Origin of the sequence: Acinetobacter sp. YH12120 (assembly GCF_013418795.1) — a bacterium.
GTDB lineage: Bacteria > Pseudomonadota > Gammaproteobacteria > Pseudomonadales > Moraxellaceae > Acinetobacter > Acinetobacter towneri.
Genome location: NZ_VPBI01000005.1, coordinates 54,647 through 66,550, shown reverse-complemented (window position 1 = coordinate 66,550; position 11,904 = coordinate 54,647). Strand labels below are relative to the sequence as shown.

Below are 11,904 nucleotides of genomic sequence, written 5' to 3'. Positions count from 1 at the left end.
TATAATTTTTATTCTTTCATTTTTTATGGCTTCAGACTTATGAGAAGAAACGAGCGAACCAACCTTTACCTTTCTTCTTCTCATTTTCCTTAATAATGCCCATCATATTCTCTTTCACAGCACCAACATAATCGGCGTCATCGTGTTGAATATGATTAATTAACCATTTTGATAAGACTTCATGCAATTCGCCTTCAATGGATTGTCCCATTTCATAACGATCGCGATAAGACTCAATTTTTTTAATGAATAAATCATGCACACGTTTATGTGGTACGCGGTATTTATAACCCGCTTCTTCTTGTAATGATTCTTCAAACGTAAAATGCGACTGGGTGTAATCAATAATATTATCTAAAATCTGCTTTACACGTGCTCGATCTGTACCATCGCTAATTTCAACAATTTCATTAATATAATCGAGGATACGTTTATGCTGATCGTCAATCACATCGATACCAGTATTGTATTCTGGAACCCATTTCATCTTCATACGACCACCTTACAGAAATAAATGATTAATCACATTGCGGAATGGTAGCCGTATTTCCCATAAATAAAAATGAAGCGAATTGGTAGGGATTGGTTTAAATCGCACAAAAACAACACAAGACATTGATTTAAATAAATTTTAACAAAAATACCCGACTAAAAGAATCAATTATTAATTAACCAATTTATACATTTTCATTCTTGATTTAATTGAATTATACAATAATAAAATGAATATTTTTCAACCACACATACCCGTATAAATTAGTATTGATCCGCTTTGGTGATCCGTCTTAATTCAGGATTTAAACGCTCACGTTCCAAACGCGCAATATGTGTCATTTGGGTTTTAATTGGGCGTCCATGTTGAAATAAAATCATTTCACCTGGCTGAAATGCTGTCCATGTTTCATTTTGAGTCAAGGGTTCAGTGGTAATCACTGCCACACAATCCTCTGCTGTGGTGACTTGGCTAAAATCAACCTCAACATCTAAATCAATTAATTGTGCAGGCTGAAATGGATAAGCACGCACCAACCAATGTAATTTGGTCACCGCATAACTAAATAATGCCTGACCATTGGACAAACAAAAATTAAAAGTGCCATGTTCTGCAATTTTAGGAGAAATTTCGGCTAACAAGTCAAAAATTTGCGTCAGGCTCGGTTCATCATAACCAAAATGATTTACCAATTGATCTAACAAATAACAAAATGCACGTTCACTGTCGGTATTGCCCACAGGGGTAAAACGACCTGATAAACGTGGATGAAAGTCATGTAAATCACCATTATGGGCAAAAATCCACTGGCGTCCCCACAACTCACGACTAAACGGATGTGAATTTTCTAAATTAATTTTGCCTTGTGTCGCTTTACGAATATGGGCAATCACATTACGCGATTTGATGGGATAGTTACGGATCAATTCTGCAATGGGTGACTCCACTGCAGACTGGTTATCGACAAATAAACGGCAAGCTTTATCTTCAAAAAAAGCAATGCCAAAGCCATCAGAATGATCTGAGGTGATTCCTGCGCGCTGCGAAAATCCCCGAAATGAAAAGGTAATATCGGTAGGTGTCGCACAATTCATTCCAAGCAACTGACACATAAGGCCTTATCTTTATACAAATAATGAAATTATCTGATTATTGTGCATCAGCCATGTGGATAATTCAAATCTGAAAAATATAAATAGATTTCTACAGTACCACTTCATAGATATGCAGTGCTGTAGAAATCTCTGCTTAATTATTCTAGTTAAGATGCTTTCACTTTCTTTTGGCGAATAAAATGTTTCGCCATTTGTTTCACATCTAACAAAACAAAATAATCTAGACAGTTAAACTCACGGTCATAAAATGCTTGCTCAGACAGCTTAGCATTCATTTTCAGATAAACATCAAACAGTTTAGGTATTCGTTCATCTTGGCTAAAGCTATGACTTGGACAACTTGGCTCAAACGGCTGCTGTGACTGAATATCGCAGCGTTGATTTTCTGCCAATTGTTGAATCGCTTGATGGGTATGATACGCGCGTGCTTCATTACCTTCCAAACGAATACTGACACAGCCAATCATGTGTTTGGCACGCATTTCCCATAACACTTTAGGCACTAAATTCAGCCATAAAATAGAGAGTGTTTTGCCTGAACGATAACGTGGATGCACACAAGTACGCCCCATTTCGACAATATTCGAGAGATGCCCTAACTCATCTATAATTTTAAACTCGTGCGCACTATAACTGTTGGCTAGCTCATGCCCTTGCCAAAGTTTTAAACGAGTATAAGCAACAATTTCACCCGTAGATTTATCTCTGAGTACGGCGTGTTCACAGCCAAAATCGTACAAGTCCTGATCTAAAGCCGATTCAAATTCAATGCCAAATTGCTTGGAAAATTGCTGTGCACGAAAGCGCTGTACTTCTTGTAGTTGCTTTAAATTTTCAACCCATTCAAACGCATATTGCGTAGCTTTGCTGTTTTTTTTCTGTGCTTTACCCACTTTAACCATAGGAAAGCTAAACTGCTGACGATACTGATTTAATTTTTGTAGCATCATAGATACCTCATGTTTTCTCCTACACTAGGACAGCAGCATGACACTATGATGACCGCGATTTTAGCGACTACAATTTTAAGATTGCAGGATAGGTGCAAAGCAATTTCAAGGATGCTGAATCAACAAAATTTCAGTTTCTTGCCGTAAATTTGACATAAAAAAGAGCTTCAATTGTGAAGCTCTTTTAGGGATCATCTTATAGAGTTTTATTTACGCGTTTGGACACGGTTGGTAATTAATGTTCCCACACCATGATCAGTAAAGATTTCCAATAAAGTAGCATGTGGCACACGACCATCTACAATATGTGCACTGATTACACCGCCTTTAACTGCATCCAATGCACAACCCACTTTTGGAATCATGCCACCGTAAATCACGCCTGTATCAATTAAACGATCTACTTCCTGCGTAGTCAAACCAGTTAACAGGTTTTTATTTTCGTCTAATACACCCGTAATATTGGTCAGCAAAATTAACTTTTCCGCACCCAATGCTTCGGCAACTTTACCTGCGACTAAATCGGCATTAATGTTATAGGTATTGCCTGCATCATCGACACCTAAAGGTGCAATCACTGGAATAAAGTCGCTGCTGGTAAACATTTCCAACACGTCGGTTTTGACACCCACCACTTCACCCACCAAACCAAGGTCAATTTGTTGTACTTCGCCTGTTTCAGTAGTTTTTTGCATCAATAATTTTTGTGCGCGAATCAAGTTACCATCTTTACCCGTCAAACCAATGGCACGACCGCCATGTTGGTTAATCAGATTGACGATAGATTTGTTGACGCTACCACCCAAGACCATTTCTACGACTTCCATAGTCGTAGGATCGGTGACACGCATGCCATCAATACGGTCAGACTCACGTCCCAATTGCTTGAGCATAGAATCCACTTGTGGGCCACCGCCATGCACCACAATCGGGTTTAAGCCTACAGTCTTTAACAACACGATATCACGAGCAAAAGAACTTTCCAGCTCAGGATCGGTCATGGCATTGCCGCCATATTTCACAACAAGGGTCTTGCCCGCAAAACGTTGAATATACGGCAAAGCTTCAGTCAAAATTTGCGCTTTGTCGATACCAGTCTGTTGATGTGGCATTCGCCTCTCCTTATTGAGCATCTAAAATGTCTTGGGCGATTTCAGGGTATCGCTCACTTAACATGGAAACAAATGTATCGCGAATATCATTCAGTCGTGATGGATTATCGGCATCAAAACGCACCGTAAAATATTCGCCTGTATTGGATGCTCGAATAATGCCAAATCCATCTTCAAAATCAAGTCTTACACCATCTATTTTACTTAATTCTGCACCACTGCGATGGCTAGAACTTTCAACATCATTTAAAACCGCACTCGGTTCAATATTCCGTGTGCTGATATACGTGTCTTCAGTGCAGCAACGCTCAGGGTATTTCTGCATCAATGCCGAAAGGCTGCTGTAATTACTGTGGCTTAAATATTCCAACACGCGCAGCGCTGCGTAAATACCATCGTCATAGCCAAAACCACGTCCATCATTGAATACATAATGTCCTGCGTATTCGCCACCGAACACAGCCTTGCCTTGCGACTGCGCCAAATAACGCCGCAAGAAGGTACTGCCCGTGCGAATCATCACCGCTTCGCCACCCAAATCACGCACGGTATTGCGCACCATAGTGGAGCATTTTACATCAAACACCACTTGATGCTGAGGATGAGTTTTTAAACACATTTCTGCAAATAAAGACAGCAAACGATCTGCTGAAAGCACATTGGCATGTTCATCCAAGAGGACGACACGATCACCATCGCCATCTAAAGCAATGCCAATGTCCGCCTGATGTTCACGCACCGCAGCTTTTAAATGTTGTAAGTGTTTTTCTTGTGATGGATCGGGTGCATGTTCTGGAAAATGACCATTGGCTTCGCAGCGTAAAGCAATCACCTCACAGCCCATTTTTTGCAAAACCAAAGCAGCGCAATGACCTGCCGAACCATACATCCCATCTAAAACCACTTTAAAAGTGCCCGCCAGTTGAATATCGTTCAACATTGCCTGCTGATATTGCTGACACGCATCTTCAATAAATTCATGTGAAATATTGGTGGCGTGTTGTGAGGCGATGGATGGTGCTGCATCGGTATTTAAATAATATGGCGCTGCATCGTGTGCCACGTGTTGAATCATTTCAGGGGTTGGCGGTTCGCCCTGCACAATCCATTTAATGCCGTTGTCTGATTTTGGATTATGACTGGCCGTAAGCATAATGCCATTGCCTGCCGTGTGTCGTGCCATAAAATACAACATCGGGCTAGAACAACAACCCACCATCGTCACTTGAAATTGATGGGCAAGAAAGACTTGGCGCATAATTTCAGCATAAGCGGGGCTATTTAAACGCGCATCATAACCAATACTAATTTGAGTTTGCTTTTCTTGTTGATATTGTTGCACCAATCCTTGTGCAATGGCGTGTACCAATTTCGCGGTCAGCACAGTTTCTTTGCCACGAATGTCGTAAGCGCGAAAAATATGCTGAGGAAAAAGTGTTTGTGGATTGTTCATAGGCTTACAACTACAAAGATGAGCCAACATAAAGTGAATAAATCTTGGCTCGAGATATTTTGAAAATTCTAATTAGATTTTTTAATAGATGTGCAATGGTCTCATCAGAGCTAGTGATTTACTTGTCATTATTAGTACATCTTTCGTTACTTTTCAAGAATTGTTGGTAAAGTTTCAGATAAAACTTTACCAAACGATATAGGCTGAAACCTAAGTAACTTAGTTTTTGCCCGTATGCCCAAAACCACCTGCACCACGTTCGGTGGCAACAAATTCATCTACTTGTTCAAACTTGGCCTGTACCACAGGAACCAAAACGTATTGCGCTAAACGCTCACCAGGTTCTAAGCTAAATGCTGTTTGGCTACGGTTCCACACCGAAACCATCAATTCACCCTGATAATCTGAATCAATCAAACCCACCAAGTTCCCCAACACGATGCCATGTTTGTGACCCAAGCCTGAACGCGGCAAAATCATGCCTGCAAAACCTGTATCTTGAATATAAATCGCTAAACCTGTTTTGACCAAGACTGTTTGACCCGGCTCAATCACGGTGCTGCTGTCTACACAAGCACGTAAGTCCAAACCTGCCGAACCTGCGGTTGCATAAGTTGGCATTGGCCATTCTGTGCCTAAACGTGAATCTAAGACTTTAACTTGAACTTTCATGAAGTTTATCCTGTTTTTAAATTTTCAATTTTCTTTCGATTTTCGATGTGCCATTTGATGCTGTACTTGCATCAATGCCCTAAGTATTTTCAAAAAATTAGCGCTTGATTAAGGCACGTAAATTTTCCAAATAATGCTGTGCCTGTAATTTCGGATCGACATCACCGGCTAACTTTTTCTTACGTCCGAGCCATTCCAATTCATCTTGTGGTAATTCATCCAAAAAACGACTTGGGGTCATTTGTTTCATTTGCCCGCCCGCTTTGCGCTGCTCTGCCAAAGTAATGGTTAAGCCCTGACGTGCACGAGTAATCCCCACGTACATCAAACGGCGTTCTTCCTCGACAGTATCTGCCACAATTGAGTTTTTATGCGGTAAAAGCTCTTCTTCCAAACCAATCAAATACACGTACGGAAATTCCAAGCCTTTGGACGCATGCAGGGTGAGTAAATTGACTTTATCAGTGTCTTCTTCTTCCTGTTGCTGTTCGAGCATATCGAGCAGCACCATTTTACGAATCACGCTTTCAATATTCTTTTCATCGACATCTTCAGCACGGTTAATCAAACTTTGGATGCTGCTATATAGAACTTCGATATTATCTAGCTTGGTTTTTTCCTGCGCAGGGGTAGCTGCTTGCTCTTTAATGTAGTCGATATAACCTGCTTCGAGCATCATTTGACGGATGATTGGCACAGGTTCATCATCTTCCAATAAGTTACGCGTAAAATTGCTAATAAAATCTGAAAACTCTGCCAACTGCGTCGTGGCTTTTTTCGGAATTGCCATGGTTAGGCGCTGATCACCTGCAGCAGCCAATAATGACAAATGGTTTTCCTGTGCAAACAGCCCTAGTTTTTCCAAAGTCACAGGACCAATCGCGCGTTTAGGCGTGTTAATAATGCGTAAGAATGCGCTGTCATCTTCAGGGTTAATAATCAGACGCAAATAACTCATGATGTCTTTGATTTCAGCACGTGCGAAGAATGACTGCCCCCCCGAAAGCTTGTAAGGAATTTGCATTTGACGTAATTGGGTTTCCAGAATACGTGCCTGAAAGTTCCCTCGGTACAAAATTGCATAATCTTTCCAGCTTTTACCATTCATCAGTTTATGCGTGAGTAAGTCTTTAACCACGCGTTCTGATTCATCATCATCATTGCGGCATGTAATTACCCGAATCACTTCACCATGACCTTTATCTGACCACAGTTTTTTGTCAAAAATATGTGGATTATTGCCAATGACGGTGTTGGCCGCTTTTAAAATGCGACTGGTCGAGCGATAGTTTTGCTCAAGTTTAATCACTTTTAAATTCGGGAAATCATCTTTCAGCAAGGCCATATTTTCAGGCTTCGCACCGCGCCAAGCGTAAATCGATTGGTCGTCGTCACCTACCGCAGTGAACTGCCCCATTACGCCCACAAGTAATTTCACCAAGATATATTGTGCGGTGTTGGTGTCCTGATACTCATCGACCAATAAATAACGAACACGGTTTTGCCACTTGTCACGCACTTCGGCATTTTCTTGCAAAAGTCGTGTCGGCATTACAATTAAATCATCAAAATCTACCGCGTTATAGGCACGTAAATTACGTTCATAAAGTTGATATAAATGTGCAAACTGGATGTCTTCTGGCGTTTCGCAGGTGGTATGCGCCTGCTCTGGTGCAATCAGATCATTTTTCCAGTCTGAAATCATCTTCATGGCTTTGGCAATCAATTCTTTGCTTTCTGCACCCGACAAATTATCGCGGTGCATTAAATCCATCAGAATACGTTTGCAGTCATCGGCATCTAAAATAGAGAAGTTGGCTTTTAACGGCGTGTGTTTTAATTCAAGACGTAATAAATTCAGACCAAAGGTGTGGAAAGTCGAAACCGATAATCCTTTAGCTTCTTCACGTGACAACAATTTGGTCACACGCTCTTTCATTTCTCGTGCTGCTTTGTTGGTAAAAGTCATCGCTGTAATACGATGCGCAGGAATCCCGCAATGCTTAACCAAATAGGCAATTTTTCGGGTAATCACCGAAGTTTTGCCTGAACCTGCACCTGCAAGCACTAACAAGGGTCCTTGAGTGTATTTCATCGCTTCAAGTTGCTTGTCGTTTAACTGACTTGCCAGTGTCATAGTATTTCCTCTATTTCGGTTCGAGCTCGATTATAGTCATCTCCGCCAAAGATGACTAATCTAAAATGCTACTTTAGACGTCATTGTCTATTTGCTGAGTAGACCCTAGAAATTGCTTGCATAAAAAAACCGCCCGAAGGCGGTTCTTTACAATCTATACAATGCCAGATTATTGGATTGCATAAATGCTGATTTCTACACGACGGTTTTGCTCACGACCTTCTGCAGTAGCATTCGATGCGATTGGGTTTGCAGCACCGTGACCTTGTGCATTAATACGTGAAGTTGATACACCACGGCTAGCCAAGTAGTTTGCAACCGATTGTGCACGTGCTTGTGACAATGGAATGTTGATTGCGTCGTTACCAGTGCTGTCAGTATAACCTGTTACCAAAATACCGCTCTTGTTATCTTGGGTTAGCGTTTGCGCTACTTTGTCCAAGGTAGAATAGAAGTTTGGTTTGATGTTTGATTTGTTAGTATCAAACGTGATGTTACCCGGCATGATCAAGCCAACAGAACCATCGGCATTACGGTTTACTTCTACGCCTGTACCAGCCATTTGTTGACGAAGTTGTTTTTCTTTATTGTCAAGATAAACACCCGCAGCAGCACCCACTACAGCACCAATCGCTGCAGCACGGTTGTTTTGTGCGCTTGTATTTGCGTTACCTTTAGAGATGCCATAACCCGCAGCAGCACCAATTACTGTGCCTAACGCAGTTTTGTCATATTCCATACCACCAAGGTTGTTACCAGTCGTTTGACAACCAGTTAAAACCATTGCCCCTACGACTGCTGCCGAAATTGCTAATGCACGCATGGCATGCCTCCTTACTTGTGTTTTGTTGTATATGCTGAATATTGAATGAAAAAATATACTTAGACCATTGATTTTTTGTTAATAAAAAAACTTTTACTTACAAATATACATGATCATGTACAAATCTTGGTATAACTTCATCACAATTTCTACACACTTTCACTTCAACACTTTTTTATTTTAAAAACAACATTTATATTGGAGTCATCTACAAACACGTGACGCATTGGACGATTTATCTTCAGGATTGATTTATATGTCATCGCAAGCAAAGAAACACCCTTTATTAAAAAAAATCACAAAAGGTCTCACCGTGGGTACAGTCATCACTGGCAGTACATTTTTTCACGGCCCTCCTGTGTTGGCTTTGGGCTTAACCAAACTGTTAAAGCAGTCACGTAAGGTCGATGAAACCAATATTCAAATTACCAACAGTTGGCTCAGTGTAAACAACTGGCTGATTGATCATGTATTACCCAATACCCAATGGGATATCAGCATTGATGAAGATTTGCAACTGAGCATGCAAGGTCGTTATCTCATGACCTGTAACCATCAAAGTTGGGTCGATACCACAGTAAATCAGTATTTTGGCTTAACCCGTATGCCATTGACCCGCTTTTTTACCAAGTGGGAACTGATCTTTATTCCCTTTGTAGGACAAGCCTTTAAAATTTTAGGCTTCCCAATGATGAAGCGTCACAGCAAAGCACAAATTGCCAAAAAACCTGAGCTGAAAGACCGCGATATGGAAGAAGCGCGTAAAGCCTGCCAACAGTTATTAAGTCAGCCCTTTACCCTGCTGAATTATTTAGAAGGCACACGCTTTACCCAAGAAAAACATGATCAACAACAATCGCCTTATCAACATTTATTAAAGCCAAAAGCTGGTGGTTTAGCTTTGGCATTGAATATTTTGGGTGATCAAATTGATGCCTTGGTAGATATGACCATTGTGTACCCAGATGGCGTGCCGGGCTATAGCGAGTTTTGGTTAGGTGAGGTGCCGCGCATTGCGGTGAATTTACGCAAAATTAATATTCCAGATTGGGTGTTGGGCGGCAATTACGAAGATGATGCTGAATATCGTGAGCGTTTTCAGCAATGGGTGCATGAACTGTGGCTGGAAAAAGATCAATTGATTGAAAGCATGCAACAAAAACTTGCAGCTCCGACTGCATAACCATTCAGGTACGCCATGAAAAAGTCTGAAGAACCTGTCATCAAATCCTCTTTTCATCCCCTGCGTAAAGATTCATGGGGATGGAAAATTGCCTTGGCTTATGACTTGTTTTTGATGGGTTTAATCATCTTTAACTTGTTCTGTTTAAGTGCCAATGCCATTTTAATGAGTGATTTTGGCGAATGGTTGTTCGATTTTATTCGTCTACCTGAAATTTTACAGTTTTATCGAACAGAATTGCGCCCTTGGGTGGTGATTACCGAAGGCTGGTTTACCACGTTTTTAATTGTAGAGTTGGGCGTGCGTTGGGGTATTGCAATTATTTTCAAACATCATCAGCGTTGGTGGTTTTTCCCGTTTATTCACTGGTATGAAATTCTTGCAATTATTCCGCAATTGCGTTTTTTACGTTTATTACGTGCCATCGCGATTGGTTACAACCTGCATAGCCATGGCTATAAAGTCATTCCAGACAGTTGGTATAAACGCGGCAACTTTTACTACAACTTGCTAATGGAAGAACTGAGTAGCCGTGTGGTGCTCACGGTACTTAATGGTGTGCAACGTGAATTGACCACCAGTACCACTCACAAACAATTTATTGATGATTTGGTCGAGCATCATCGTCAATTACTCGCGATTGCCCTAGCCGATATTTTGCAGGAATCCTTAGGCAAAGAATTACAAATGCAGCGTCACATGATTGCGAAAAATGTCGGGTTGGTGGTGAATCAAGCCATTGAAGATACGCCTGAACTGACGCAATTGCTGCGCCTGATTCCATTGGTCGGTGGACGTATTGAACAGCAAATTCAAAGTATCGGACAACGATTGGGCGAAAATATCACCCAAGGTTTAATTGAACCTTTTGCACAGCAGCATCAACAAGTACAAAATCCAACTTATCAAATGATTGCTGAAAAAATTAGTCAGATTGAGATTGAACATAATCAGCATATTGATAAATTAGTAGAATCAGCGATATTTGAAAGTTTAGAAGCAATTCGCAAACAAGTAAAAGTTAAACAATGGCAACAAATTTTAAATGAAGGACAACAACACGATATTTCATAAAGGTCTTTCGATAATTTTAGCTAAAACAATGTGAAATATTTTTAGTAACTGAACTAGAGAATTCACCCAATTTGTTCTAGGATTTGCTCTATTTATAAGATGACTTCAACAACCAGCAAAGTTAGAAGTGTTAAGGAATTATTATGGCTGACATACGGATAAAAGGCAGATTGGTCAATGCGATTCGCATTAGCTTAGACACCAATGATCATGATGCGATCCGCCAGCAACTAAGCCCAATGTTGCAAAAATCATTTCCACCAGGGGTTTTGGTGGTCATTGAAAGTTCAGTCGAACAAGAATTGATTGCGCTAATTCAATTGCTAATTAGCCTAGAAGCACAGCCAATTGCTGTGACTGAAGGCATTATGGCAGATCAGGCACGTGCTATTCAGTTCCCTGTCATCCCGCAAGACCGTCCATTGCAGGAAGTGAAAGCCACCAAAGAACAAGTGGTTGAAGTAAAACCTGAACCTGCGGCAGAACAGCAACAGACGGAAAATCAAGTTGCTGAAACTACACCTGCTGTAGCGCATATTACGTCTTATCACGATGAAATTTTGCGTACAGGTCAATGCTTGGTACAACATCAGGGCGACATTATTTTAACCGCAGGCATCAACAGCGGTTCTGAAGTGATTGCTTCAGGAAATATACATATTTATGGTAGTGTACGTGGTAGAGTCATTGCCGGCGCGGGCGGGAATATTGCGGCACGAATTTTCTGTCATTCCCTAGAAGCAGAATTGGTATCTATTGCAGGCACGTATTGCGTGGCGGACGATATTCCTCAGCATGTGACTAAAAAACCTGTGCATATTTACTTAAATGATAACCAAGAGCTTGTATTTGAAGCTCTACAATTTTAATGTATAAATAATCACCAAAAATC

The 11,904-nt window shown here is 40.8% G+C and carries 11 protein-coding genes; 3 read left to right on the top strand and 8 right to left on the bottom strand.

What is annotated here, in order from left to right:
• Nucleotides 1-37 precede the first annotated feature (37 nt).
• The 8 genes from FTU58_RS05295 to FTU58_RS05260 form a co-directional block, all read right to left on the bottom strand.
• On the bottom strand, nucleotides 38-493 hold the full coding sequence (locus tag FTU58_RS05295; protein ID WP_004975314.1) for a bacteriohemerythrin: 456 nt from the start codon (nucleotides 491-493) through the stop codon (nucleotides 38-40).
• Between the two features lie 263 nt (nucleotides 494-756).
• The gene (locus FTU58_RS05290) at nucleotides 757-1,605 is read right to left on the bottom strand and encodes a class II glutamine amidotransferase (RefSeq protein WP_004975313.1); all 849 of its coding nucleotides are present in this window, start codon (nucleotides 1,603-1,605) and stop codon (nucleotides 757-759) included.
• A gap of 149 nt (nucleotides 1,606-1,754) precedes the next feature.
• Entirely contained in the window at nucleotides 1,755-2,555 is an 801-nt protein-coding gene (locus FTU58_RS05285; RefSeq protein WP_168710353.1) for a GNAT family N-acetyltransferase, read from the bottom strand.
• 209 nt (nucleotides 2,556-2,764) lie between these two features.
• Nucleotides 2,765-3,670, bottom strand: coding sequence for an acetylglutamate kinase (gene argB, locus FTU58_RS05280; RefSeq protein ID WP_004975310.1), 906 nt, complete (start codon nucleotides 3,668-3,670; stop codon nucleotides 2,765-2,767).
• A gap of 10 nt (nucleotides 3,671-3,680) precedes the next feature.
• Nucleotides 3,681-5,123 carry a phosphomannomutase/phosphoglucomutase gene (locus FTU58_RS05275; protein WP_004975308.1) on the bottom strand — a complete coding sequence of 481 codons (1,443 nt, stop codon included), beginning with the start codon at nucleotides 5,121-5,123 and terminating at the stop codon, nucleotides 3,681-3,683.
• A gap of 219 nt (nucleotides 5,124-5,342) precedes the next feature.
• Entirely contained in the window at nucleotides 5,343-5,795 is a 453-nt protein-coding gene (dut, locus tag FTU58_RS05270) for a dUTP diphosphatase (RefSeq protein ID WP_004975307.1), read from the bottom strand.
• A gap of 97 nt (nucleotides 5,796-5,892) precedes the next feature.
• On the bottom strand, nucleotides 5,893-7,932 hold the full coding sequence (locus tag FTU58_RS05265) for a UvrD-helicase domain-containing protein (RefSeq protein WP_154320416.1): 2,040 nt from the start codon (nucleotides 7,930-7,932) through the stop codon (nucleotides 5,893-5,895).
• Between the two features lie 169 nt (nucleotides 7,933-8,101).
• Nucleotides 8,102-8,755, bottom strand: coding sequence for an OmpA family protein (locus tag FTU58_RS05260; protein WP_104852412.1), 654 nt, complete (start codon nucleotides 8,753-8,755; stop codon nucleotides 8,102-8,104).
• A gap of 256 nt (nucleotides 8,756-9,011) precedes the next feature.
• Here FTU58_RS05260 and FTU58_RS05255 point away from each other — a divergent pair, with 256 nt between their 5' ends.
• From FTU58_RS05255 to minC, 3 genes are all read left to right on the top strand, one after another.
• Nucleotides 9,012-9,938, top strand: a complete 927-nt coding sequence (locus FTU58_RS05255) for an acyltransferase (RefSeq protein ID WP_104852413.1) — start codon at nucleotides 9,012-9,014, stop codon at nucleotides 9,936-9,938.
• Between the two features lie 15 nt (nucleotides 9,939-9,953).
• Nucleotides 9,954-11,012 (top strand): hypothetical protein, encoded by a 1,059-nt coding sequence (locus FTU58_RS05250; protein WP_004975298.1) that lies wholly within the window; start codon nucleotides 9,954-9,956, stop codon nucleotides 11,010-11,012.
• Nucleotides 11,013-11,155: 143 nt separating this feature from the next.
• The gene (gene minC, locus FTU58_RS05245) at nucleotides 11,156-11,881 is read left to right on the top strand and encodes a septum site-determining protein MinC (RefSeq protein ID WP_004975296.1); all 726 of its coding nucleotides are present in this window, start codon (nucleotides 11,156-11,158) and stop codon (nucleotides 11,879-11,881) included.
• Nucleotides 11,882-11,904 lie beyond the last annotated feature (23 nt).

Coding starts and splice junctions, on each gene's coding strand:
- FTU58_RS05295 (WP_004975314.1), bottom strand. CDS start 493: ATGAAGATGAAATGGGTTCCAGAATACAATACTGGTATCGATGTGATT.
- FTU58_RS05290 (WP_004975313.1), bottom strand. CDS start 1,605: ATGTGTCAGTTGCTTGGAATGAATTGTGCGACACCTACCGATATTACC.
- FTU58_RS05285 (WP_168710353.1), bottom strand. CDS start 2,555: ATGCTACAAAAATTAAATCAGTATCGTCAGCAGTTTAGCTTTCCTATG.
- argB (WP_004975310.1), bottom strand. CDS start 3,670: ATGCCACATCAACAGACTGGTATCGACAAAGCGCAAATTTTGACTGAA.
- FTU58_RS05275 (WP_004975308.1), bottom strand. CDS start 5,123: ATGAACAATCCACAAACACTTTTTCCTCAGCATATTTTTCGCGCTTAC.
- dut (WP_004975307.1), bottom strand. CDS start 5,795: ATGAAAGTTCAAGTTAAAGTCTTAGATTCACGTTTAGGCACAGAATGG.
- FTU58_RS05265 (WP_154320416.1), bottom strand. CDS start 7,932: ATGACACTGGCAAGTCAGTTAAACGACAAGCAACTTGAAGCGATGAAA.
- FTU58_RS05260 (WP_104852412.1), bottom strand. CDS start 8,755: ATGCGTGCATTAGCAATTTCGGCAGCAGTCGTAGGGGCAATGGTTTTA.
- FTU58_RS05255 (WP_104852413.1), top strand. CDS start 9,012: ATGTCATCGCAAGCAAAGAAACACCCTTTATTAAAAAAAATCACAAAA.
- FTU58_RS05250 (WP_004975298.1), top strand. CDS start 9,954: ATGAAAAAGTCTGAAGAACCTGTCATCAAATCCTCTTTTCATCCCCTG.
- minC (WP_004975296.1), top strand. CDS start 11,156: ATGGCTGACATACGGATAAAAGGCAGATTGGTCAATGCGATTCGCATT.